We start from the raw sequence: 23,973 nt of genomic DNA, 5'->3' as shown, positions 1-23,973 counted from the left end.
AAGAGAGCGGGTAACAGGCGAACAGTTTTTGGAAACCGAGAGTGTCAAAGGCAACCGAACAAAACGACAAGCTCAAGCGGGCGATAATTATTTCAGCAGTGCTGCATGTCATCTTATTTGCGGCGCTGCTCTGGAGTTCGTTCGATGAGAATATAGAAGCTTCAGCCGGAGGCGGCGGTGGTTCGTCCATCGACGCTGTCATGGTTGATTCAGGTGCGGTAGTTGAGCAGTACAAACGCATGCAAAGCCAGGAATCAAGCGCGAAGCGTTCTGATGAGCAGCGCAAGATAAAGGAACAGCAGGCTGCTGAAGAACTGCGTGAGAAACAAGCGGCTGAACAGGAACGCCTGAAGCAACTTGAGAAAGAGCGGTTAGCTGCTCAGGAACAGAAAAAGCAGGCTGAAGAAGCCGCAAAACAGGCCGAGTTAAAGCAGAAGCAAGCGGAAGAGGCGGCAGCGAAAGCGGCGGCAGATGCTAAAGCGAAGGCCGAAGCGGATGCTAAAGCTGCGGAAGAAGCAGCGAAGAAAGCGGCGGCAGACGCGAAGAAAAAAGCAGAAGCAGAAGCCGCCAAAGCCGCAGCCGAAGCGCAGAAAAAAGCCGAGGCAGCCGCTGCGGCACTGAAGAAGAAAGCGGAAGCGGCAGAAGCTGCTGCAGCTGAAGCAAGAAAGAAAGCGGCAGCAGAGAAAGCTGCAGCCGACAAAAAAGCAGCAGAAAAAGCGGCTGCTGATAAGGCAGCAGCTGATAAGAAAGCAGCGGCAGAAAAAGCCGCCGCAGACAAAAAAGCGGCAGCGGCAAAAGCAGCGGCAGAAAAAGCCGCCGCAGACAAAAAAGCGGCAGCGGCAAAAGCAGCAGCTGAAAAAGCCGCTGCAGCAAAAGCTGCCGCAGAGGCAGATGATATTTTCGGTGAGCTAAGCTCTGGTAAGAATGCACCGAAAACGGGGGGAGGGGCGAAAGGGAACAATGCTTCGCCTGCCGGGAGTGGTAATACTAAAAACAATGGCGCATCAGGGGCCGATATCAATAACTATGCCGGGCAGATTAAATCTGCTATCGAAAGTAAGTTCTATGACGCATCGTCCTATGCAGGCAAAACCTGTACGCTGCGCATAAAACTGGCACCCGATGGTATGTTACTGGATATCAAACCTGAAGGTGGCGATCCCGCACTTTGTCAGGCTGCGTTGGCAGCAGCTAAACTTGCGAAGATCCCGAAACCACCAAGCCAGGCAGTATATGAAGTGTTCAAAAACGCGCCATTGGACTTCAAACCGTAATCGCGATGTTGACTGTTCCGACGGTCAACATCAGGCACCGGTTGCCACGGGGTTCTGGTAGTTTTGTGTATTTTAGTTTGTTAACATTCTGCTAAATTATCGTGGGCCATCGGTCCAGATAAGGGAGATATGATGAAGCAGGCATTACGAGTAGCATTTGGTTTTCTCATACTGTGGGCATCAGTTCTGCATGCTGAAGTCCGCATTGTGATCGACAGCGGTGTAGATTCCGGTCGTCCTATTGGTGTTGTTCCTTTCCAGTGGGCGGGCCCTGGTGCGGCACCTGAAGATATTGGCGGCATCGTTGCTGCCGACTTGCGTAACAGCGGTAAATTTAATCCGTTAGATCGCGCTCGTCTGCCACAGCAGCCGGGTAGTGCGCAGGAAGTACAACCAGCTGCATGGTCCGCGCTGGGTATTGACGCTGTAGTTGTCGGTCAGGTCACTCCGAATCCGGATGGTTCTTACAATGTTGCTTATCAACTTGTTGACACTGGCGGCGCACCGGGTACTGTACTTGCTCAGAACTCGTACAAAGTGAACAAGCAGTGGCTGCGCTATGCTGGTCATACCGCCAGTGATGAAGTGTTTGAAAAACTGACCGGCATTAAAGGTGCGTTCCGTACCCGTATTGCCTACGTTGTTCAGACCAACGGCGGTCAGTTCCCGTATGAACTGCGCGTATCTGACTATGACGGTTACAACCAGTTTGTCGTTCACCGTTCACCACAGCCGCTGATGTCCCCGGCGTGGTCACCAGACGGTTCTAAACTGGCTTATGTGACCTTCGAAAGCGGTCGTTCCGCGCTAGTTATCCAAACGCTGGCAAACGGCGCTGTACGTCAGGTGGCTTCATTCCCGCGTCACAACGGTGCGCCTGCATTCTCGCCAGACGGCAGCAAACTGGCATTCGCCTTGTCGAAAACCGGTAGCCTGAACCTGTACGTAATGGATTTGGCTTCTGGTCAGATCCGCCAGGTGACTGATGGTCGCAGTAACAATACCGAACCGACCTGGTTCCCGGACAGCCAGAACCTGGCATTTACTTCTGACCAGGCCGGTCGTCCACAGGTTTATAAAGTGAATATCAACGGCGGTGCGCCACAACGTATTACCTGGGAAGGTTCGCAGAACCAGGATGCGGATGTCAGCAGCGACGGTAAATTTATGGTAATGGTCAGCTCCAACGGTGGGCAGCAGCACATTGCCAAACAAGATCTGGCAACGGGAGGCGTACAAGTTCTGTCGTCCACGTTCCTGGATGAAACGCCAAGTCTGGCACCTAACGGCACTATGGTAATCTACAGCTCTTCTCAGGGGATGGGATCCGTGCTGAATTTGGTTTCTACAGATGGGCGTTTCAAAGCGCGTCTTCCGGCAACTGATGGACAGGTCAAATTCCCTGCCTGGTCGCCGTATCTGTGATAATAATTAATTGAATAGTAAAGGAATCATTGAAATGCAACTGAACAAAGTGCTGAAAGGGCTGATGATTGCTCTGCCTGTTATGGCAATTGCGGCATGTTCTTCCAACAAGAACGCCAGCAATGACGGCAGCGAAGGCATGCTGGGTGCCGGCACTGGTATGGATGCGAACGGCGGCAACGGCAACATGTCTTCCGAAGAGCAGGCTCGTCTGCAAATGCAACAGCTGCAGCAGAACAACATCGTTTACTTCGATCTGGACAAGTACGATATCCGTTCTGACTTCGCTCAAATGCTGGATGCACATGCAAACTTCCTGCGTAGCAACCCGTCTTACAAAGTCACCGTAGAAGGTCACGCGGACGAACGTGGTACTCCGGAATACAACATCTCCCTGGGTGAACGTCGTGCGAACGCCGTTAAGATGTACCTGCAGGGTAAAGGCGTTTCTGCAGACCAGATCTCCATCGTTTCTTACGGTAAAGAAAAACCTGCAGTACTGGGTCATGACGAAGCGGCATACTCCAAAAACCGTCGTGCGGTACTGGTTTACTAAGAGAATTGCATGAGCAGTAACTTCAGACATCAACTATTGAGTCTGTCGTTACTGGTTGGTATAGCGGCCCCCTGGGCCGCTTTTGCTCAGGCACCAATCAGTAGTGTCGGCTCAGGCTCGGTCGAAGACCGCGTCACTCAACTTGAGCGTATTTCTAATGCTCACAGCCAGCTTTTAACCCAACTCCAGCAACAACTTTCTGATAATCAATCCGATATTGATTCCCTGCGTGGTCAGATTCAGGAAAATCAGTATCAACTGAATCAGGTCGTGGAGCGGCAAAAGCAGATCCTGTTGCAGATCGACAGCCTCAGCAGCGGTGGTGCAGCGGCGCAATCAACCAGCAGCGATCAAAGCGGTGCGGCGGCATCAACGACGCCGACAGCTGATGCTGGTACTGCGAATGCTGGCGCGCCGGTGAAAAGCGGCGATGCAAACACGGATTACAATGCAGCTATTGCGCTGGTGCAGGATAAATCCCGCCAGGATGACGCAATGGTGGCATTTCAGAATTTCATCAAAAATTACCCTGATTCAACTTACCTGCCAAACGCCAATTATTGGCTGGGTCAGTTAAACTACAACAAGGGTAAAAAAGATGATGCGGCGTACTATTTTGCTTCGGTAGTGAAAAACTATCCGAAGTCACCAAAGGCTGCTGATGCGATGTTTAAAGTCGGCGTCATCATGCAGGACAAAGGTGACACCGCAAAAGCGAAAGCCGTATACCAGCAGGTTATCAGTAAATACCCTGGTACTGATGGCGCTAAACAGGCACAAAAACGTCTGAACGCGATGTAATGCATAACACACGACCAGAAGTCGCATTATTTCTGGTCGTGTCGTGCGAATCATAAGCAGTTGAGTGATCTGCATCGAAATTTTTGTTGCGCTCAAGTCTGAAATCAGTAATATATGCCGCCGTTGCCACGGGATATCAAACAAACCGAAAGCAACGAAAAAGTGGGTCGTTAGCTCAGTTGGTAGAGCAGTTGACTTTTAATCAATTGGTCGCAGGTTCGAATCCTGCACGACCCACCAGTTTTAGCATCGAAGACAGATGTTAAGCGTGTAGGATAACGTTGCGTCAGCAACGGCCCGTAGGGCGAGCGAAGCGAGTCATCCTGCACGACCCACCACTAATTACGGTGGGTTCGGTGGAAGTAGTTTGTAGTATCCAGCGCAGTATCGGGTGATTAGCTCAGCTGGGAGAGCACCTCCCTTACAAGGAGGGGGTCGGCGGTTCGATCCCGTCATCACCCACCACTCGGGTCGTTAGCTCAGTTGGTAGAGCAGTTGACTTTTAATCAATTGGTCGCAGGTTCGAATCCTGCACGACCCACCAATTTTAACATCAAACTCAGATGTTAAGCGTGAAGGATAACGTTGCGCCAGCAACGGCCCGTAGGGCAAGCGAAGCGAGTCATCCTGCACGACCCACCAATCTTAAAGATTGGCCCCGAGTAGAAATCTTTCAGGTAACACCCGTATGGGTCGTTAGCTCAGTTGGTAGAGCAGTTGACTTTTAATCAATTGGTCGCAGGTTCGAATCCTGCACGACCCACCATCCTGAATGATTAAAGCAGCATAATCCCGCAAGGGGTCGTTAGCTCAGTTGGTAGAGCAGTTGACTTTTAATCAATTGGTCGCAGGTTCGAATCCTGCACGACCCACCAATGTAAAAAAGCGCCCTAAAGGCGCTTTTTTGCTATCTGAGATATTCAAAGATTCGAACCTGCAGCAGGTTCGAGTTGAGCGCAGCGAAACAACGGAGCCGCTCGCGGCGACGGCCCGAAGGGCGAGCGAAGCGAGTCATCCTGCACGACCCACCAATGTAAAAAAGCGCCCTAAAGGCGCTTTTTTGCTATCTGAGATATTCAAAGATTCGAACCTGCAGCAGGTTCGAGTTGAGCGCAGCGAAACAACGGAGCCGCTCGCGGCGACGGCCCGAAGGGCGAGCGAAGCGAGTCATCCTGCACGACCCACCAATGTAAAAAAGCGCCCTAAAGGCGCTTTTTTGCTATTCAGGCATCCTCAATTTCACTTTGTAAACCTGATGACATCGTCAGAGCTTACTGTGCAAGCAACTCTACGTCGGTGGAATTAGGCGTAATTCGAGTGACTTTTCCCCACCATTCGACTATCTTGTTTAGCATATAAAACAAATTACGCCGATAGTAGCGAATATTACGCTAATGTCGGTTTTAACGTTAAGCCTGTAAAACGAGATGGTAAGATGAGCGTGATGTTTGATCCAGACACGGCGATTTATCCTTTCCCCCCGAAGCCGACGCCGTTAAGCATTGATGAAAAAGCGTATTACCGCGAGAAGATAAAACGTCTGCTAAAAGAACGTAATGCGGTGATGGTTGCCCACTACTATACCGACCCCGAAATTCAACAACTGGCAGAAGAAACCGGTGGCTGTATTTCTGATTCTCTGGAAATGGCGCGCTTCGGTGCAAAGCATCCCGCTTCTACGTTGTTAGTCGCTGGGGTGAGATTTATGGGAGAAACCGCCAAAATTCTCAGTCCGGAAAAAACAATTCTGATGCTGACACTTCAGGCTGAATGTTCACTGGATCTCGGCTGCCCTGTTGAAGAATTTAACGCATTTTGCGATGCCCATCCCGATCATACTGTCGTCGTCTACGCCAACACTTCTGCTGCGGTAAAAGCGCGCGCAGATTGGGTGGTAACTTCAAGCATTGCCGTCGAACTTATTGATCATCTGGATAGTTTTGGTGAAAAAATCATCTGGGCACCCGACAAACATCTGGGGCGTTACGTGCAAAAACAGACGGGCGCAGACATTTTATGCTGGCAGGGTGCCTGTATTGTGCATGATGAATTTAAGACTCAGGCGTTAACCCGCTTGCAAGAAGAATACCCGGATGCTGCCATACTGGTGCATCCAGAATCACCACAAGCTATTGTCGATATGGCGGATGCGGTCGGTTCCACCAGTCAACTGATCGCTGCTGCGAAAACATTGCCACATCAGCGGCTTATCGTGGCAACCGATCGGGGCATTTTCTACAAAATGCAGCAGGCGGTGCCAGATAAAGAGTTACTGGAAGCACCAACCGCAGGTGAGGGTGCAACCTGCCGCAGGTGTCAGCGCCAGTGATATAAGACGGTAATTCGCCATTTGGATTGTCCGCTCCACCCAACATGTTGTTTCCTTAAGGTTCTCACACCAGAAAGGACATCAACATGCTGAGCAGAGAGGACTTTTACATGATAAAGCAAATGCGCCAGCAGGGCGCGTACATCGTTGATATTGCGACTCAGATTGGTTGCTCTGAACGGACGGTCAGACGCTACCTCAAATACCCTGAACCGCCAGCCAGAAAGACCCGCCACAAAATGGTTAAGCTGAAACCGTTTATGGATTACATCGACATGCGCCTGGCAGAGAATGTCTGGAATAGCGAGGTTATCTTCGCGGAGATTAAGGCAATGGGTTATACGGGCGGACGTTCCATGCTGCGTTACTACATCCAGCCCAAACGTAAAATGCGTCCGTCAAAAAGAACAGTTCGCTTCGAAACTCAGCCTGGATACCAGCTCCAGCATGACTGGGGCGAAGTTGAGGTGGAGGTTGCCGGGCAACGGTGCAAAGTTAACTTTGCGGTTAATACGCTGGGGTTCTCCCGCAGCTTCCATGTCTTCGCCGCACCAAAACAGGATGCTGAGCATACCTACGAATCACTGGTTCGCGCCTTCCGCTACTTCGGTGGTTGTGTGAAAACGGTGCTGGTTGATAACCAGAAGGCTGCGGTGCTGAAGAATAACAACGGGAAAGTCGTGTTCAACTCCGGATTCCTGTTGCTGGCTGACCACTATAACTTCCTGCCACGGGCATGCCGTCCACGCAGGGCCAGAACAAAAGGTAAGGTTGAGCGGATGGTGAAATACCTCAAGGAGAACTTCTTCGTCCGGTACCGCAGGTTCGACAGCTTCACTCATGTCAATCAACAACTGGAGCAATGGATAGCCGATGTGGCTGACAAACGGGAGCTTCGCCAGTTCAAAGAAACGCCGGAACAGCGCTTCGCGCTGGAGCAGGAACATCTGCAGCCGTTACCGGATACAGACTTCGATACCAGTTACTTCGATATCCGCCATGTGTCCTGGGACAGCTATATCGAGGTTGGTGGTAATCGTTACAGCGTTCCCGAAGCGCTGTGTGGTCAGCCGGTATCGATACGAATATCGCTGGATGACGAGTTGCGGATCTACAGTAATGAGAAACTGGTGGCCTCACATCGCCTCTGTTCAGCATCGTCTGGCTGGCAGACAGTGCCGGAGCATCACGCCCCGCTCTGGCAGCAGGTCAGTCAGGTGGAACATCGACCACTGAGTGCCTATGAGGAGCTGTTGTGATGCATGAACTGGAAGTCCTGCTGAGTCGCCTGAAAATGGAGCATCTGAGTTATCACGTTGAAAGCCTGCTGGAACAGGCAGCTAAAAAAGAGCTGAACTACCGGGAGTTCCTGTGCATGGCGCTACAGCAGGAATGGAACGGCAGGCATCAGCGCGGTATGGAGTCCAGGCTGAAGCAGGCTCGTCTGCCGTGGGTCAAAACGCTGGAGCAGTTCGACTTTACCTTCCAGCCGGGCATCGACCGTAAGGTTGTCCGGGAACTGGCTGGTCTGGCGTTCGTGGAGCGCAGCGAAAACGTGATCCTGCTGGGCCCTCCTGGTGTCGGAAAAACTCATCTGGCCATAGCTCTTGGCGTGAAAGCGGTGGATGCGGGACATCGGGTACTGTTTATGCCACTGGACAGACTGATCGCGACACTGATGAAAGCGAAACAGGAAAACCGGCTGGAGCGTCAGCTACAGCAACTGAGTTATGCCCGGGTGTTGATCCTGGATGAAATAGGCTATCTGCCGATGAACAGAGAGGAAGCCAGTCTGTTCTTCCGGCTACTGAACCGTCGATATGAAAAAGCGAGCATCATACTGACGTCAAACAAAGGGTTCGCAGACTGGGGAGAAATGTTCGGAGATCACGTACTGGCAACAGCGATCCTGGATCGGCTGCTACATCACTCAACCACGCTGAATATCAAAGGAGAGAGTTACCGGTTAAAAGAGAAACGTAAAGCTGGAGTGCTGACCAAAAACACAACGCCAATCAGTGATGATGAAATGGTGGAAAGCGGACAGCATCAGTAACGAAAGTATTTAGCGGGCATGAAAATGGCAAATAACGGTCAAACATCGTGGCGTTGACACAGCTGCGCGCATTGTCCGTGGATGGCCATGAATGGCCTTCAGTCCATCGCAGAGGCATTAGAACAGGAAGGAAGCAATCACGAGGTTCTTGATGAAAGGCTGCGAGAGAGGGCGCTGGTGCCGCTCAATCGTATGCTGGATTTTGCGGCTACACTACGTGGATAACGAATAATAAGGCGTAACGTTACGCTTTGGGGGAAAGATGGATTTTTTTAGTGTGCAGAATATCCTGGTACATATACCAATAGGGGCAGGCGGTTATGATCTCTCATGGATCGAAGCGGTAGGCACGATCGCCGGGTTGCTGTGTATTGGCCTTGCCAGTCTGGAGAAGATCAGCAACTACTTCTTTGGCCTGATCAACGTCACCTTGTTTGGCATTATTTTCTTTCAGATTCAGCTGTATGCCAGCCTGCTATTACAGGTGTTTTTCTTTGCCGCGAATATTTACGGTTGGTATGCGTGGTCGCGACAAACCAGTCAGAACGAGGCGGAGTTGAAAATTCGCTGGTTACCATTGCCGAAGGCGCTCAGCTGGTTGGCGGTTTGCGTTGTTTCGATTGGTCTGATGACGGTATTTATCAATCCGGTGTTTGCATTTTTGACCCGCGTGGCAGTCATGATCATGCAAGCATTAGGATTACAGGTTGTGATGCCTGAACTGCAACCGGACGCTTTCCCGTTCTGGGATTCATGCATGATGGTGTTATCTATCGTGGCAATGATTCTGATGACGCGTAAGTATGTGGAAAACTGGCTGTTGTGGGTGATTATTAACGTGATTAGCGTCGTTATTTTTGCACTTCAGGGCGTTTACGCCATGTCTCTGGAGTACATCATCCTGACCTTTATTGCGCTCAACGGCAGTCGGATGTGGATCAACAGCGCACGTGAAAGAGGCTCACGCGCGCTGTCCCATTAATGGTGATGATGTGAATGGCCAGACACCCCTTCATTCAGGTGGCAGTCTGGCCCATGACAAGGTTGATATTCCATCTGAATGGTGGCGTGCTCAATCTGATAGTGATCCATCAGGTAGTGTTGGATCTGATCCAACAAGGCATCGTGATCGTGTGGCGGGATCACCTGCACATGCAGCGTTATCACCGGCTTCTCGCCTACCATCCATACATGTACATGGTGCACATTGCGGACTTCCGGGATTTCCCGGCACATACGACGCTTCAGTTCAGCGATATCCAGCGATACCGGTGCACCTTCAAGTAATTCATTCACGCTATCTTTCAACAGTCGCCACGCGCTACGCAGAACCAGAAGCGACACCACTATCGAGAGAATGGGGTCAGCAGGTGTCCAGCCGGTCCAGATAATAATCAACGCGGCAATAATAGCCCCAACCGAACCCAACAGGTCCCCGAGCACATGCAATGCCGCTGCTCGTACGTTGAGGTTTTTCTCTTCGCTGCCGTGATGAAGTAACCAGAAAGAAAGTATATTTGCCAGCAACCCAGCCACGGCAATTGCCATCATCATGCCGCCCTCGACCGGACGCGGCGTGCGGAAGCGTTCTATCGCCTCCCAGACAATCAAAATGGTAATTACCACGAGGGCGATGGCATTCACAAACGCCGCGAGCGTGGTCAGTCTTAGCCAACCGAAAGTGTGGCGAATGGTGGGAGGACGACGTGAAAATTGCACGGCGAGTAGGGCGAAAAGCAGGGCGGCAGTATCGGTCAACATATGACCCGCATCGGCCAGCAATGCCAGAGAACCAGAAAGAAAACCACCAACGACTTCTACCAGCATAAACCCGGCAGTCACGCCGAAAGCATACAACAAGCGACGAGCATTATTATCTTCTGGCAGGTGTGAGGACGTGTGTGAGTGTGAGTGCGCCATGACGAGTCATCCCTTAATTATTCTCACTTAACTTTATGACATCATACTGCTTTTAGAAGTGAAAAATTAAAAGGGAGAGACTCCGCTCTCCCATTATTGGCTATTTTGCAGGGTTACTGCGTGGTACCGTCGGTTTTGGTATCGACATCATTATTGATGCCATCACCGATTTGTACCTTTTTATTGATATCCGGACATCGACCATCTTTGCACATGGTGTTCTTGTGCTCTTCATCTTTGGTCATTCCGTCATTGTTCATTGAAGAACCATCCGAATGCAGCATTGTGCCGCCAGAACCGGTATTTACCCCGTTATTGTCGACGTTATTTGGCGCGACATTTTCACGGGCGTCAGGGGCTACCTGGCCCGCATCAGCTGCGGCGTTTGCCTGGCCGTTATTAGTTTGCGCTCCGCTATCGGCAGCCAGTGCGGCACCGCTGGCAAGGCTTAGAGTGGCAGTCAGAAATAATGTGGCCAGTTTTGTCATTTTCATAGGATGCTCCTGTTATGGTCGTTATGTCGGATAACCTCTTCCAACAGTGCATTTGCAGGTGAATATAAGGCATTGGTTTAAGATTTCAGCCAGTTTATGAAACGCAGCAGAGAATCTTGAAATAATTAACAAACAAAGGAGTTACAGTTAGAAATTGTAGGAGAGATCTCGTTTTTCGCGACAATCTGGCGTTTTTCTTGCTAATTCCAGGATTAATCCGTTCATAGTGTAAAACCCCGTTTACACATTCTGACGGAAGATATAGATTGGAAGTATTGCATTCACTAAGATAAGTATGGCAACACTGGAACAGACATGAATTATCAGAACGACGATTTACGCATCAAAGAAATCAAAGAGTTACTTCCTCCTGTCGCATTGCTGGAAAAATTCCCCGTAACTGAAAATGCCGCGAATACGGTTGCCCATGCCCGAAAAGCGATCCATAAGATCCTGAAAGGTAATGATGATCGCCTGTTGGTGGTGATTGGCCCGTGCTCAATTCATGATCCTGTCGCGGCTAAAGAGTATGCCACTCGCTTGCTGGCGCTGCGTGAAGAGCTGAAAGATGAGCTGGAAATCGTAATGCGCGTCTATTTTGAAAAGCCGCGTACCACGGTGGGCTGGAAAGGGTTGATTAACGATCCGCATATGGATAACAGCTTCCAGATCAACGACGGTCTGCGTATAGCCCGTAAATTGCTGCTTGATATTAACGACAGCGGTCTGCCAGCGGCGGGTGAGTTTCTCGATATGATCACTCCTCAGTATCTCGCTGACCTGATGAGCTGGGGCGCAATTGGTGCACGTACCACGGAATCGCAGGTGCACCGCGAACTGGCGTCTGGTCTTTCTTGTCCGGTAGGTTTTAAAAATGGCACAGACGGTACGATTAAAGTGGCTATCGATGCCATTAATGCCGCCGGTGCGCCGCACTGCTTCCTGTCCGTAACTAAATGGGGGCATTCGGCGATTGTGAATACCAGCGGTAACGGTGATTGCCATATCATTCTGCGCGGCGGTAAAGAGCCTAACTACAGCGCGAAGCACGTTGCTGAAGTGAAAGAAGGGCTGAACAAAGCAGGCCTGCCAGCACAGGTGATGATCGATTTCAGCCATGCTAACTCGTCCAAACAATTCAAAAAGCAGATGGATGTTTGTGCTGACGTTTGCCAGCAGATTGCCGGTGGCGAAAAGGCCATTATTGGCGTGATGGTGGAAAGCCATCTGGTGGAAGGCAATCAGAGCCTCGATAGCGGGGAGCCGCTGGCCTACGGTAAGAGCATCACCGATGCCTGCATTGGCTGGGAAGATACCGATGCTCTGTTACGTCAACTGGCGAATGCAGTAAAAGCGCGTCGCGGGTAAGGTTTAATTGTCGGATGCGCCGTCAGAGTGGCGTATCCGATGAATCACCACAGGCCTGATAAGACGCGCAGCGTCGCATCAGGCAATGTGCTCCATTGTTAGCAACAAAAAAGCCGACTCACTTGCAGTCGGCTTTCTCATTTTTAAACGAATGACGTTTACTTCGCTTTACCCTGGTTAGCAACCGCCGCTGCTTTCGCTGCGATCTCGTCAGCATTACCCAGATAATAGCGTTTCAGCGGTTTGAAATTCTCGTCGAACTCATACACCAGCGGCACGCCGGTCGGGATATTCAGCTCAAGAATCTCTTCTTCACTCATGTTATCAAGATATTTCACCAGCGCACGTAAAGAGTTACCGTGTGCAGCGATGATCACGCGCTCACCGCTCTTCATACGCGGTAGAATAGTTTCATTCCAGTAAGGGATCACGCGGTCAATGGTCAGCGCCAGGCTTTCAGTCAGCGGCAGCTCTTTCTCGCTCAGTTTCGCGTAACGCGGATCGTGACCCGGATAACGCTCATCATCTTTAGTCAGTTCCGGCGGAGTCACGGCAAAACCACGACGCCATTGTTTCACCTGCTCGTCGCCATACTTTTCGGCGGTTTCCGCTTTGTTCAGACCCTGCAACGCACCGTAGTGACGTTCGTTCAGTTTCCAGGATTTCTCAACGGGCAGCCATGCCTGATCCAGTTCGTCCAGCACATTCCACAGGGTATGGATAGCGCGTTTCAGCACAGAAGTGTAAGCAAAGTCAAAGCTGTAACCTTCCTCTTTCAGCAGCTTACCTGCTGCTTTTGCTTCGCTTACGCCTTTCTCAGACAGATCCACGTCGTACCAACCGGTGAAACGGTTTTCTTTGTTCCACTGACTTTCGCCATGACGAACCAGAACCAGCTTAGTTACAGCCATATACTTACTCCTCAAATTATCTTTTTATGATAATAATTCTCATTATATTGCCGTGACGAAGCAACAGCAATGCTTACGCATAACCATAGCGAAAATAGTGGCGCAGTGTAAGGTTGTTGTGAATATTGAGTTGCAAATATGTCGGTGTTTGCTGGTGATTTGAACAATATGAAGATAAAGCCCTCATGACGAGGGCTTAACATTACTCAGCAATAAACTGATATTCCGTCAGGCTGGAATACTCTTCGCCAGGACGCAGGAAGCAGTCCGGTTGCGGCCATTCAGGGTGGTTCGGGCTGTCCGGCAGAAACTCGCTTTCCAACGCCAGTCCTTGCCAGTCGGCGTAAGGTTCGGTTCCCCGCGACGGTGTGCCGCCGAGGAAGTTGCCGGAGTAGAATTGAAGAGCGGGAGCGGTGGTGTAGACCTTCAGCTGCAATTTTTCATCTGCTGACCAGACATGCGCCGCCACTTTCTTGCCATCGCCTTTGGCCTGTAACAAGAATGCGTGATCGTAACCTTTCACTTTGCGCTGATCGTCGTCGGCAAGAAACTCACTGGCGATGATTTTGGCGCTGCGGAAATCAAAAGAGGTTCCGGCGACAGATTTCAGGCCGTCGTGCGGAATGCCGCCTTCATCAACCGGCAGATATTCGCCCGCCAGAATCTGCAACTTGTGATTGCGCACGTCAGACTGCTCGCCGTCAAGATTGAAATAGACGTGATTAGTCATATTCACCGGGCAAGATTTATCAACTGTGGCGCGATAAGTAATGGAGATACGGTTATCGTCGGTCAGACGATATTGCACCGTCGCGCCGAGATTACCCGGGAAGCCCTGATCGCCATCATCTGAACTCAGGGCAAACAGCACCTGACGATCGTTCTGGTTCACAATCTGCCAGCGACGTTTGTCGAACCCTTCCGGGCCGCCGTGCAGCTGGTTAACGCCCTGACTTGGCGAAAGCGTCACCGTTTCACCGTCAAAGGTATAACGGCTATTGGCGATGCGGTTGGCATAACGACCAATAGAGGCCCCCAGAAACGCGGCCTGATCCTGATAGCATTCCGGGCTGGCACAGCCGAGCAGCGCCTCGCGGACGCTGCCATCGGAAAGCGGAATACGAGCTGAAAGTAAAGTCGCACCCCAGTCCATCAGCGTGACTACCATCCCTGCGTTGTTACGCAAAGTTAACAGTCGGTACGGCTGACCATCGGGTGCCAGTGCGGGAGTTTCGTTCAGCACTGTCCTGCTCCTTGTGATGGTTTACAAACGTAAAAAGTCTCTTTAATACCTGTTTTTGCTTCATATTGTTCAGCGACAGCTTGCTGTACGGCAGGCACCAGCTCTTCCGGGATCAGCGCGACGATACAGCCGCCAAATCCGCCGCCGGTCATGCGTACGCCACCTTTGTCGCCAATCACTGCTTTGACGATTTCTACCAGAGTGTCAATTTGCGGCACGGTGATTTCGAAATCATCGCGCATAGAGGCATGAGACTCCGCCATCAACTCGCCCATACGTTTCAGATCGCCTTGCTCCAGCGCGCTGGCAGCTTCAACGGTGCGGGCGTTTTCAGTCAGGATATGACGCACGCGTTTCGCCACGATTGGGTCCAGCTCATGTGCAACAGCGTTGAACTCTTCAATGGTGACATCGCGCAGAGCTGGCTGCTGGAAGAAACGCGCACCGGTTTCGCACTGTTCACGACGGGTGTTGTATTCGCTGCCAACCAGGGTACGTTTGAAGTTACTGTTGATGATGACGACAGCCACACCTTTCGGCATGGAAACTGCTTTAGTCCCCAGTGAGCGGCAGTCAATCAGCAAGGCATGATCTTTCTTGCCGAGTGCGGAAATTAGCTGATCCATGATCCCGCAGTTACAGCCAACAAACTGGTTTTCTGCTTCCTGACCGTTAAGCGCGATTTGTGCGCCGTCCAGCGGCAGATGATAAAGCTGCTGCAATACGGTTCCGACCGCGACTTCCAGTGAAGCGGAAGAACTTAACCCGGCACCCTGCGGCACATTGCCGCTGATCACCATGTCCACACCGCCGAAGCTGTTGTTACGCAGTTGCAGATGTTTCACCACGCCACGAACGTAGTTCGCCCATTGATAGTTTTCATGCGCGACAATGGGCGCATTGAGGGAAAACTCGTCGAGCTGATTTTCATAATCGGCTGCCATCACGCGAACTTTACGGTCATCGCGTGGTGCACAGCTGATCACGGTTTGATAATCAATCGCGCAGGGCAGAACGAAACCGTCGTTGTAGTCGGTGTGTTCACCAATCAAATTCACGCGGCCAGGCGCCTGAATGGTGTGAGTGGCAGGGTAGCCAAATGCGTTGGCAAACAGAGATTGTGTTTTTTCTTTCAGACTCATTTCTTACACTCCGGATTCGCGAAAATGGATATCGCTGACTGCGCGCAAACGCTCTGCTGCCTGTTCTGCGGTCAGGTCTCGCTGGGTCTCTGCCAGCATTTCATAACCAACCATAAATTTACGTACGGTGGCGGAGCGCAGCAGAGGCGGATAAAAGTGCGCGTGCAGCTGCCAGTGTTGATTCTCTTCGCCATTAAATGGTGCGCCGTGCCAGCCCATAGAGTAGGGGAAGGAGCACTGGAAGAGGTTGTCATAACGACTGGTCAGCTTTTTCAACGCCAGCGCCAAATCGCTGCGCTGGGCGTCGGTCAAATCGGTGATCCGCAAAACGTGGGCTTTGGGCAGCAGTAGCGTTTCGAACGGCCAGGCAGCCCAGTAAGGCACAACGGCTAACCAGTGTTCGGTTTCGACAACGGTACGGCTACCGTCTGCCAGCTCGCGCTGAACATAATCCACCAGCATTGGTGATTTCTGTTCGGCAAAATATTCTTTTTGCAGGCGGTCTTCGCGCTCAGCTTCGTTAGGCAGGAAGCTATTTGCCCAAATCTGTCCGTGCGGATGCGGGTTAGAGCAGCCCATCGCCGCACCTTTGTTTTCAAAGACCTGCACCCACGGGTACGTTTTTCCCAGCTCTGCGGTTTGCTCCTGCCAGGTTTTGACGATTTCCGTCAATGCCGCAACGCTCAGTTCTGGCAACGTTTTACTGTGATCCGGTGAAAAGCAGATCACCCGGCTGGTACCGCGCGCGCTCTGGCAACGCATCAAAGGATCGTTGCTTTCTGGCGCATCTGGCGTGTCAGACATCAAGGCCGCAAAGTCATTAGTGAAAACGTAAGTCCCGGTGTAATCGGGGTTTTTATCGCCTGTCACCCGCACATTACCTGCGCAGAGGAAGCAATCTGGATCGTGCGCAGGTAACACCTGTTTGGCTGGCGTTTCCTGCGCCCCCTGCCAGGGGCGCTTAGCGCGGTGCGGTGAAACCAGAATCCATTGCCCGGTGAGCGGGTTGTAGCGGCGATGTGGATGATCAACGGGATTAAATTGCGTCATGGTCGTTCCTTAATCGGGATATCCCTGTGGATGGCGTGACTGCCAGTGCCAGGTGTCCTGCGCCATTTCATCGAGTGTGCGCGTTACGCGCCAGTTCAGTTCACGGTCGGCTTTGCTGGCGTCCGCCCAGTAGGCCGGAAGGTCGCCTTCGCGACGCGGTGCAAAATGATAGTTAACCGGTTTGCCGCAGGCTTTGCTGAAGGCATTAACCACGTCCAGCACGCTGCTGCCTACGCCAGCACCGAGGTTGTAGATGTGTACGCCTGGCTTGTTCGCCAGTTTTTCCATCGCCACGACGTGACCGTCCGCCAGATCCATTACGTGGATGTAATCGCGTACGCCAGTACCATCTTCGGTCGGATAATCGTTACCAAAAATCGCCAGCGAGTCGCGACGGCCTACAGCAACCTGGGCGATGTATGGCATCAGGTTATTCGGAATGCCTTGCGGATCTTCGCCCATATCGCCCGACGGATGCGCGCCAACCGGGTTGAAGTAGCGCAGCAGGGCAATGCTCCAGTCCGGCTGGGCTTTTTGCAGGTCGGTGAGGATCTGTTCCACCATCAATTTGCTTTTGCCATAAGGGCTTTGCGGTGTGCCGGTCGGGAAGCTTTCAACGTATGGAATTTTGGGCTGATCGCCATAAACGGTGGCGGAGGAGCTAAAAATAAAGTTTTTGACGTTAGCGGCGCGCATGGCGCTAATCAGGCGCAGAGTGCCGTTGACATTGTTGTCGTAATATTCCAGCGGTTTTTGTACCGATTCGCCGACGGCTTTCAGCCCGGCGAAGTGGATCACGGTGTCGATAGCGTGATCGTGCAGTATCTCGGTCATCAACGCTTCGTTACGAATATCGCCTTCAACAAACGTTGGATGTTTGCCGCCTAAGCGCTCGATAACAGGCAGTACGCTGCGCTTACTGTTACAGAGGTTATCAAGAATGATGACATCATGACCGTTTTGCAGTAATTGCACGCAGGTATGACTTCCAATGTAACCGCTACCACCGGTAACCAGAACTCTCATAATTCGCTCCATTAGGCTTATGGTATGAAATAACCATAGCATAACAAAGATGCGAAAAGTGTGACATGGAATAAATTAGTGGAATCGTTTACACAAGAATTTAGCCGTTTTTTATGCGCGATTAAGTGATTATAAAACAGAGGGTTTATGAATGATTGCGCTTTTTATCTGAAAAAAGAAGCGGTTTCATGCCTGCATGCGTCGAACCGTTGGCCGGAGAGGGCGCTTAGGCCGCCTCCGGCAAGGTCAGCACTACCGACTCAATATATTTTTGTCAGCACATAGCGATAGAGTCCACCGTCCGGCACGAACTCAAGGCGATGGGTAATACAGGCAGGCGCATCTTCAGCGTGGTGCGAAACAAATAACAATTGCGTTTCACCTTCGCTAATCAGCACATCAACAAAACGGCGGATAAGCTGGCGATTGAGCGGATCAAGCCCCTGTAGTGGTTCATCGAGAATAAGCAACGTCGGATGTTTCACCAGTGCGCGGACGATCAGCGCCAGACGCTGCTGTCCCCAGGAAAGACTATGGAACGGAGCGTCAGCCGTACGTTTATCAATGCCGAGAATATCCAGCCACTGCTGCACCAGTTTTTGCTGGCGATCCGAAACGGCCTGATAAATGCCAATCGAATCAAAATAGCCAGAAAGAATCACATTACGCACGGTAGTGCTGACCCGGTAATCCAGATGCAAACTACTGCTGACGTAACCGATATGCTTTTTGATATCCCAGATGGTTTCGCCGCTGCCGCGACGTCGTCCGAAAAGCGTCAAATCGTTGCTGTAACCTTGCGGATGATCGCCAGTAACCAGGCTTAATAACGTCGATTTTCCTGCACCATTTGGCCCGACAATTTGCCAGTGTTCACCTGGATTCACCTGCCAGCTAAGGTTATTAAGAATGGGGCGATCGTTATAAGAAACCACGCCATTGTTCAGCACAATGCGCGGTTCGTTGGCGGGTAAGGCGTGACGTGCTGAAGGTTCATCCGGCTCCGGCAGTTGCACACCTTCAAGCTGTTCACTATGCGCCAGTTGCGCGACGAGTGCTTGTTGGAGCAGTTCCTCTTTAGCGCCAGTTTCCGCTAACGTGCAATCCGCCAGCACGCCAGCAAACTGGACAAACTCCGGGATCTCATCGAAGCGATTGAGCACCAGTACCAGAGTAATACCGGACTGATGTAACGAGGCGAGTCGCTCAGCCAGCTGCTGACGTGAGGCAACATCCAGGCCATCGAACGACTCATCAAGAATCAACAAGTCAGGCTCCGACATCAGCGCCTGACACAGCAGGGTTTTTCGCGTCTCGCCAGTGGAAAGGTATTTAAAGCGTCGGTCGAGGAGGGCGGTAATACCGAACTGCTGCGCCAGTTGCATGCAACGCGGTGCATCCTTTACTTCATCCTGAATGATTTCAGCCGTAGTGCGTCCGGTGTCATCTTCGCCAGGGCCGAGCATATCGGTGTTATTCCGCTGCCATTCGTCGCTGACGAGTTTTTGCAATTGCTCGAAGGAGAGACGAGTGATGTGGGAAAACTGGCTTTGCCGTTCACCTTTCAAAAGCGGAAGTTCCCCCGCCAGCGCGCGGGCCAGGGCCGATTTCCCGCTTCCATTCGAACCGACAAACGCCCAACTATCACCCGCGTTTAACGTTAGCTGAGGCAATTGCAGCGTTTTTGTGTCGCTAAGACGAAACGTGCCTTGCAAAATTTGCAACGATGACATTTTATATCCCATTTTGTGCAGCGATTACTGACAGGGATACGTGTTTCATAACAAATTGTCAACACGCTTAGCACAGCGTGGCGATAATCACGCTGTCGGCATTAAAGTAGGCCGTGACATTCTGCCCTTGCTGAAGAGAAGTCGCTTCATTTACCGGCACTGTGGCGCACAGTGTTTGCCCGTCGGGTAGCGCCATTAATACTTCGCACTGCTCTGCGCCGCGCTCAATATGACTAATAATACCCGGTAATTGGTTGTCGGCGTTTTGTGCGACCGCTTCGTCCTGAGTAATGCCTACCCACGGCGCTTTTAGCAATATCAACACTTCTTTGCCTTCATCCAGCCCCAGACGTGCGCCGCTTTGTGCGGTAATTGCGACTTTCAGGCGTGTTTTTCCGTCAGCCAGTAAGACATCAACATGCTGTTGAATGTCATCATGATCGCGGGCGGTGATGGTACCGAACCACTGGTTACGGGCGCTGGTTTGCAGTGAAAAACGTGAGATCGCGGCCAGCAGGCTGTTCAGCGGCAGGGCGTCATCGTCACTTAACACATCAAAGGCTTTTTGCTGGATTTGCGCCAGTAAGTCATAGAGCTGAATCAGTCGCTGACCATAGCGGGTCAGTACTGCGCCGCCGCCACCTTTACCGCCTGTTGCGCGCTCAACCAGAATATGCTCGCTTAACTGATTCATCTCGTTAATGGCATCCCAGGCGCTTTTATAGCTGATACCGGCATCTTTCGCTCCCTGGCTAATGGAACCGGAAAGCGCAATGTGTTTTAGTAGCGAAATCCGGCGCGGGTCGGCGAATAATTTTTGTTGGAGCTTAAGGGTGAGAAGGATTTCGGCCTGCATAACAATGTCCTGGCAAAAGTCTTATTGTGACGGAAAACGAACGCCACGCAAAGCTGACCGCACAAAAGGGGAGTGCTTTTCTGTGCTTAGCGGTTAGAATAGTCTCATGACTATATCTGGAGTTGACCATGTTAGAGTTATTAAAAAGTCTGGTATTCGCCGTAATCATGGTACCTGTCGTGATGGCCATCATCCTGGGTCTGATTTACGGTCTTGGTGAAGTATTCAACATCTTTTCTGGTGTTGGTAAAAAAGACCAGCCCGGACAAAATCATTGATTCCCTGAATGCCCGCTTAGTCGGGCATTTCTTTTTCTCAACTTCCTGCTTTTCCAGCCGATATTTTTTCTTATCTACCTCACAAAGGTTAGCAATAACTGCTGGGAAAATTCTGAGCTAGCCGTTATATTGTCACCTATATAACGTTACATTAAGGGGTTACCAATGGCTCGTAAATGGTTGAACTTGTTTGCCGGGGCGGCACTCTCTTTCGCTGTTGCTGGCAATACACTGGCAGATGAAGGGAAAATCACGGTGTTCGCCGCCGCATCACTGACTAACGCAATGCAGGACATTGCTACGCAGTATAAAAAAGAAAAAGGCGTGGATGTGGTTTCTTCTTTCGCTTCGTCATCTACTCTGGCCCGTCAGATTGAAGCGGGAGCGCCTGCGGATCTGTTTATCTCTGCCGATCAGAAATGGATGGATTATGCGGTTGATAAAAAAGCGATCGATACGGCTTCGCGCCAGACACTGCTCGGCAATAGCCTGGTCGTTGTAGCACCGAAAGCCAGCGAGCAGAAAGATTTCATCATCGACAGCACAACTAACTGGACTTCGCTGCTGAATGGCGGTCGCCTCGCGGTTGGCGATCCGGAACATGTCCCTGCTGGCATTTATGCAAAAGAAGCACTGCAAAAACTGGGCGCATGGGATACGCTCTCCCCGAAACTGGCTCCGGCGGAAGATGTTCGTGGCGCGCTGGCGTTGGTCGAACGCAATGAAGCGCCGTTGGGCATTGTTTACGGTTCTGACGCAGTTGTCAGCAAAGGGGTAAAAGTGGTTGCCACCTTCCCGGAAGATTCACATAAAAAAGTGGAATATCCGGTTGCTGTTGTGGAAGGGCATAACAATGCGACAGTGAAAGCATTTTATGATTATCTGAAGGGACCGCAGGCAGCGGAAATCTTTAAACGTTACGGATTTACAACCAAGTAATGATACTGACCGATCCAGAATGGCAGGCAGTTTTATTAAGCCTGAAAGTTTCTTCCCTGGCTGTGCTGTTTAGCCTGCCGTTTGGGATCTTTTTTGCCTGGTTACTGGTGCGTTGCACGTTTCCGGGCAAAGCTCTGCTCGACAGCGTACTGCATCTACCGCTGGTGTTACCGCCCGTGGTCGTCGGTTACTTATTATTAGTTTCGATGGGACGGCGCGGATTTATCGGTGAACGTCTGTATGACTGGTTTGGTATTACCTTCGCCTTTAGCTGGCGCGGCGCGGTTCTCGCTGCCGCCGTCATGTCGTTTCCGCTGATGGTGCGGGCAATTCGTCTGGCGCTGGAAGGGGTTGATGTCAAACTCGAACAGGCCGCAAGAACACTAGGTGCCGGGCGCTGGCGCGTTTTCTTTACTATCACGTTACCGCTGACCTTACCGGGAATTATTGTTGGTACGGTACTGGCTTTTGCTCGTTCTCTCGGTGAGTTTGGTGCAACCATCACCTTTGTGTCGAACATTCCTGGCGAAACGCGAACCATTCCCTCTGCCATGTATACCCTGATCCAGACCCCCGGCGGGGAAAGTGGCGCGGCGAGACTGTGCATTATTTCTATTGCGCTGGCGATGATCTCCCTGTTGATTTCAGAATGGCTGGCCAGAATCAGCCGTGAACGGGCGGGGCGCTAATCATGCTGGAGCTGAATTTTTCCCAGACGTTGGGCAACCATTGCCTGACCATTAATGAAACACTGCCCGCCAATGGCATCACTGCTATCTTTGGCGTCTCCGGTGCCGGAAAAACTTCGCTGATTAACGCCATCAGTGGACTGACGCGCCCGCAAAAAGGGCGGATTGTCCTCAATGGGCGGGTACTAAATGATGCCGAAAAAGGTATCTGCCTGACGCCGGAAAAGCGTCGCGTTGGCTATGTTTTTCAGGATGCGCGGCTGTTCCCGCATTACAAAGTGCGTGGCAATCTGCGCTACGGCATGTCGAAAAGTATGGTCGATCAGTTCGATAAGCTGGTGGCGCTTTTAGGCATTGAACCGTTGCTTGACCGTTTACCAGGCAGCCTGTCCGGAGGCGAAAAACAGCGCGTGGCGATTGGTCGGGCTTTGCTGACAGCACCGGAATTGCTGTTGCTGGATGAACCGCTGGCGTCACTGGATATTCCGCGTAAACGCGAACTGTTGCCTTATCTGCAACGGCTGACACGGGAAATCAACATTCCGATGTTGTATGTCAGCCATTCGCTGGATGAGATCCTCCATCTGGCAGACAGAGTGATGGTACTGGAAAACGGTCAGGTGAAAGCCTTTGGCGCGCTGGAGGAAGTGTGGGGCAGTAGCGTGATGAATCCGTGGCTGCCGAAAGAGCAACAAAGTAGCATTCTGAAAGTGACGGTACTTGAGCATCATCCGCATTACGCGATGACCGCGCTGGCGCTGGGCGATCAGCATTTGTGGGTCAATAAGCTGGACGAACCGCTGCAAGCTGCGCTACGTATCCGCATTCAGGCTTCCGATGTTTCTCTGGTTTTACAACCGCCGCAGCAAACCAGCATTCGTAACGTATTGCGGGCAAAAGTTGTTAATAGTTATGACGACAACGGCCAGGTGGAAGTGGAGCTGGAAGTCGGCGGTAAAACGCTGTGGGCGCGTATCAGCCCGTGGGCCAGGGATGAACTGGCGATCAAACCTGGCCTGTGGCTGTACGCGCAAATTAAAAGTGTGTCGATAACCGCCTGATTAAATCAGGTGGCTATAAATGAACTGGGCAATGCTGTCGGTGGTGTTATCACCAATCACAATGTTGGCGCGCGCTTTTACCGCGTCATTTAAGAATTTTCGTCTGCGCGAATGGTACACCGATACCACTATCGGACAAAATTCTGCGTTTTAATTCAGCATTCACCGCCAAAAGCGACTAATTTTAGCTGTTACAGTCAGTTGCTAAATGCAAAGGAGCATTCATGAAGCAAATGCCCATTAGGAATTAATCATTTATAATCAATTAATTACAAGTGGTGTTTCGAAATCATTCGAAATTAATTCTAAATGTCTTTCCATTCCCTCCCTCGTCCGTCACGGTATTTATCCGTCATGCTGGATGAACGATGTCCAAGGAGCGCCTGAGTGAAATCACCGCCTTTTTCTGCTGAGTGCAGGCGACCGGATAAACTTCGGATTTCATGAAATGGCGGTGGGTCACCTTCCCATTTCAATCCGGATGTGTCTCGGGCAATCCTGAACTGTGCTGCGATTGTCCTGGCTGTCTTCCCTCCGAGTAACTTTTCGTTTTTACCGTTTATTTTTTTCAAGTTATCCAGTACATCGGCAAGTGTTAAATTCAATCTGGAAATCGTGGTGGGGAGAGAAATGCGAATTTTTGCCCCTGTTTTTTGTTGTTCCACGTATAGCCTGCCATCTCTTATATCCTCCCATCTCATAGCCGCCAGATCTCCTTCGCGCTGTCCTGTTACCAGTGCAAGATCCATGCAAAGGCCGAACTGAGGTAGCCTGAGTTTAACGGACACTCCTTCCTGAAATAGAATGGCATCAGAAGGAGCT

At 51.3% G+C, this 23,973-nt stretch carries 22 protein-coding genes, 5 tRNA genes, 2 other RNA genes and 3 pseudogenes; 21 read left to right on the top strand and 11 right to left on the bottom strand.

The features are described from left to right. The first annotated feature begins 41 nt into the window (after positions 1–41). From tolA to pnuC, 16 genes and pseudogenes are all read left to right on the top strand, one after another. The gene (gene tolA / locus C1P89_RS12095) at positions 42–1,274 is read left to right on the top strand and encodes a cell envelope integrity protein TolA (RefSeq protein WP_000030709.1); all 1,233 of its coding nucleotides are present in this window, start codon (positions 42–44) and stop codon (positions 1,272–1,274) included. 132 nt (positions 1,275–1,406) lie between these two features. Continuing rightward, complete coding sequence (tolB, locus tag C1P89_RS12090) at positions 1,407–2,699, top strand: Tol-Pal system beta propeller repeat protein TolB (protein WP_001295307.1); 1,293 nt, start codon at positions 1,407–1,409, stop codon at positions 2,697–2,699. Between the two features lie 34 nt (positions 2,700–2,733). Continuing rightward, positions 2,734–3,255 (top strand): peptidoglycan-associated lipoprotein Pal, encoded by a 522-nt coding sequence (pal, locus tag C1P89_RS12085; RefSeq protein ID WP_001295306.1) that lies wholly within the window; start codon positions 2,734–2,736, stop codon positions 3,253–3,255. A 9-nt stretch (positions 3,256–3,264) separates the two neighbouring features. Then, entirely contained in the window at positions 3,265–4,056 is a 792-nt protein-coding gene (gene cpoB / locus C1P89_RS12080; RefSeq protein ID WP_000097580.1) for a cell division protein CpoB, read from the top strand. 164 nt (positions 4,057–4,220) lie between these two features. Then, positions 4,221–4,296, top strand: a tRNA-Lys gene (locus C1P89_RS12075). Between the two features lie 149 nt (positions 4,297–4,445). Further along, positions 4,446–4,521, top strand: a tRNA-Val gene (locus C1P89_RS12070). A gap of 3 nt (positions 4,522–4,524) precedes the next feature. Then, positions 4,525–4,600 (top strand) — tRNA-Lys (locus C1P89_RS12065). A 146-nt stretch (positions 4,601–4,746) separates the two neighbouring features. Beyond that, a tRNA-Lys gene (locus C1P89_RS12060) sits at positions 4,747–4,822 on the top strand. A 33-nt stretch (positions 4,823–4,855) separates the two neighbouring features. Then, positions 4,856–4,931: transfer RNA gene (locus C1P89_RS12055), tRNA-Lys, on the top strand. Positions 4,932–4,955: 24 nt separating this feature from the next. Next, positions 4,956–5,087: non-coding RNA, RtT sRNA (locus tag C1P89_RS12050), on the top strand. 24 nt (positions 5,088–5,111) lie between these two features. Further along, positions 5,112–5,243: non-coding RNA, RtT sRNA (locus C1P89_RS12045), on the top strand. Between the two features lie 248 nt (positions 5,244–5,491). Then, positions 5,492–6,373 (top strand): annotated as a pseudogene (gene nadA, locus C1P89_RS12040) (quinolinate synthase NadA); the annotation flags it as partial. Between the two features lie 98 nt (positions 6,374–6,471). Next, positions 6,472–7,644, top strand: coding sequence for an IS21-like element IS21 family transposase (gene istA / locus C1P89_RS12035; RefSeq protein WP_000952382.1), 1,173 nt, complete (start codon positions 6,472–6,474; stop codon positions 7,642–7,644). Further along, positions 7,644–8,441, top strand: a complete 798-nt coding sequence (istB, locus tag C1P89_RS12030) for an IS21-like element IS21 family helper ATPase IstB (RefSeq protein WP_000544828.1) — start codon at positions 7,644–7,646, stop codon at positions 8,439–8,441. The genes istA and istB overlap by 1 nt, the downstream gene beginning before the upstream one ends. 60 nt (positions 8,442–8,501) lie before the next feature. Then, positions 8,502–8,666 (top strand): annotated as a pseudogene (locus tag C1P89_RS12025) (quinolinate synthase NadA); the annotation flags it as partial. Between the two features lie 37 nt (positions 8,667–8,703). Then, positions 8,704–9,423 carry a nicotinamide riboside transporter PnuC gene (gene pnuC, locus C1P89_RS12020; RefSeq protein WP_000345410.1) on the top strand — a complete coding sequence of 240 codons (720 nt, stop codon included), beginning with the start codon at positions 8,704–8,706 and terminating at the stop codon, positions 9,421–9,423. On the opposite strand, the gene zitB is transcribed toward pnuC, so the two are convergent. Both zitB and C1P89_RS12010 read right to left on the bottom strand, forming a co-directional pair. Beyond that, on the bottom strand, positions 9,420–10,361 hold the full coding sequence (zitB, locus tag C1P89_RS12015) for a CDF family zinc transporter ZitB (RefSeq protein WP_000951298.1): 942 nt from the start codon (positions 10,359–10,361) through the stop codon (positions 9,420–9,422). The two genes, pnuC and zitB, sit on opposite strands and share 4 nt — an antisense overlap. A 113-nt stretch (positions 10,362–10,474) precedes the next feature. Continuing rightward, on the bottom strand, positions 10,475–10,855 hold the full coding sequence (locus tag C1P89_RS12010; protein ID WP_000784350.1) for a YbgS-like family protein: 381 nt from the start codon (positions 10,853–10,855) through the stop codon (positions 10,475–10,477). A gap of 315 nt (positions 10,856–11,170) precedes the next feature. On the opposite strand from C1P89_RS12010, the gene aroG reads away from it, so the two are divergent. Beyond that, positions 11,171–12,223: a 3-deoxy-7-phosphoheptulonate synthase AroG gene (aroG, locus tag C1P89_RS12005; RefSeq protein ID WP_001109223.1), complete on the top strand. Its 1,053-nt coding sequence runs from the start codon at positions 11,171–11,173 to the stop codon at positions 12,221–12,223. 158 nt (positions 12,224–12,381) lie between these two features. Here the strand turns inward: aroG and gpmA are convergent, their stop codons facing one another. The 7 genes from gpmA to modE form a co-directional block, all read right to left on the bottom strand. Further along, a complete protein-coding gene (gene gpmA / locus C1P89_RS12000) occupies positions 12,382–13,134 on the bottom strand; it encodes a 2,3-diphosphoglycerate-dependent phosphoglycerate mutase (protein ID WP_001295305.1) in 753 nt (250 codons plus the stop codon). Positions 13,135–13,336: 202 nt separating this feature from the next. Continuing rightward, positions 13,337–14,377, bottom strand: a complete 1,041-nt coding sequence (gene galM / locus C1P89_RS11995) for a galactose-1-epimerase (protein WP_000931400.1) — start codon at positions 14,375–14,377, stop codon at positions 13,337–13,339. After that, positions 14,371–15,519: a galactokinase gene (galK, locus tag C1P89_RS11990; protein WP_000053437.1), complete on the bottom strand. Its 1,149-nt coding sequence runs from the start codon at positions 15,517–15,519 to the stop codon at positions 14,371–14,373. The genes galM and galK overlap by 7 nt, the downstream gene beginning before the upstream one ends. Before the next feature lie 3 nt (positions 15,520–15,522). Then, a complete protein-coding gene (gene galT / locus C1P89_RS11985) occupies positions 15,523–16,569 on the bottom strand; it encodes a galactose-1-phosphate uridylyltransferase (protein WP_000191508.1) in 1,047 nt (348 codons plus the stop codon). A gap of 9 nt (positions 16,570–16,578) precedes the next feature. Continuing rightward, a complete protein-coding gene (gene galE, locus C1P89_RS11980; RefSeq protein ID WP_001265443.1) occupies positions 16,579–17,595 on the bottom strand; it encodes a UDP-glucose 4-epimerase GalE in 1,017 nt (338 codons plus the stop codon). 260 nt (positions 17,596–17,855) lie between these two features. After that, positions 17,856–19,328: a molybdate ABC transporter ATP-binding protein ModF gene (modF, locus tag C1P89_RS11975; RefSeq protein WP_000096888.1), complete on the bottom strand. Its 1,473-nt coding sequence runs from the start codon at positions 19,326–19,328 to the stop codon at positions 17,856–17,858. A 67-nt stretch (positions 19,329–19,395) separates the two neighbouring features. After that, positions 19,396–20,184, bottom strand: coding sequence for a molybdenum-dependent transcriptional regulator (modE, locus tag C1P89_RS11970; RefSeq protein ID WP_001147430.1), 789 nt, complete (start codon positions 20,182–20,184; stop codon positions 19,396–19,398). Positions 20,185–20,312: 128 nt separating this feature from the next. Between modE and acrZ the strand changes: the two genes are divergently transcribed. The 4 genes from acrZ to modC all read left to right on the top strand — a co-directional run bounded on the left by acrZ (position 20,313) and on the right by modC (position 23,151). After that, positions 20,313–20,462, top strand: coding sequence for a multidrug efflux pump accessory protein AcrZ (gene acrZ, locus C1P89_RS11965; RefSeq protein ID WP_000891515.1), 150 nt, complete (start codon positions 20,313–20,315; stop codon positions 20,460–20,462). A gap of 165 nt (positions 20,463–20,627) precedes the next feature. Next, positions 20,628–21,401, top strand: coding sequence for a molybdate ABC transporter substrate-binding protein (gene modA, locus C1P89_RS11960; protein ID WP_000101999.1), 774 nt, complete (start codon positions 20,628–20,630; stop codon positions 21,399–21,401). Beyond that, on the top strand, positions 21,401–22,090 hold the full coding sequence (gene modB / locus C1P89_RS11955; RefSeq protein ID WP_000604034.1) for a molybdate ABC transporter permease subunit: 690 nt from the start codon (positions 21,401–21,403) through the stop codon (positions 22,088–22,090). The genes modA and modB overlap by 1 nt, the downstream gene beginning before the upstream one ends. Before the next feature lie 2 nt (positions 22,091–22,092). Beyond that, entirely contained in the window at positions 22,093–23,151 is a 1,059-nt protein-coding gene (gene modC, locus C1P89_RS11950; RefSeq protein WP_000891692.1) for a molybdenum ABC transporter ATP-binding protein ModC, read from the top strand. Here modC and C1P89_RS11945 read toward each other — a convergent pair. Together C1P89_RS11945 and C1P89_RS11940 are read right to left on the bottom strand one after the other, a co-directional pair. Then, a pseudogene (locus C1P89_RS11945) lies at positions 23,152–23,241 on the bottom strand (pyridoxal phosphatase); the annotation flags it as partial. A 215-nt stretch (positions 23,242–23,456) separates the two neighbouring features. Continuing rightward, positions 23,457–23,900 (bottom strand): tyrosine-type recombinase/integrase, encoded by a 444-nt coding sequence (locus C1P89_RS11940; RefSeq protein ID WP_032156060.1) that lies wholly within the window; start codon positions 23,898–23,900, stop codon positions 23,457–23,459. Positions 23,901–23,973 lie beyond the last annotated feature (73 nt).

The sequence above is a fragment of the Shigella sonnei genome, assembly GCF_002950395.1.
Classification (GTDB): domain Bacteria; phylum Pseudomonadota; class Gammaproteobacteria; order Enterobacterales; family Enterobacteriaceae; genus ECMA0423.
This window is presented reverse-complemented; position numbering and strand designations above follow the sequence as displayed.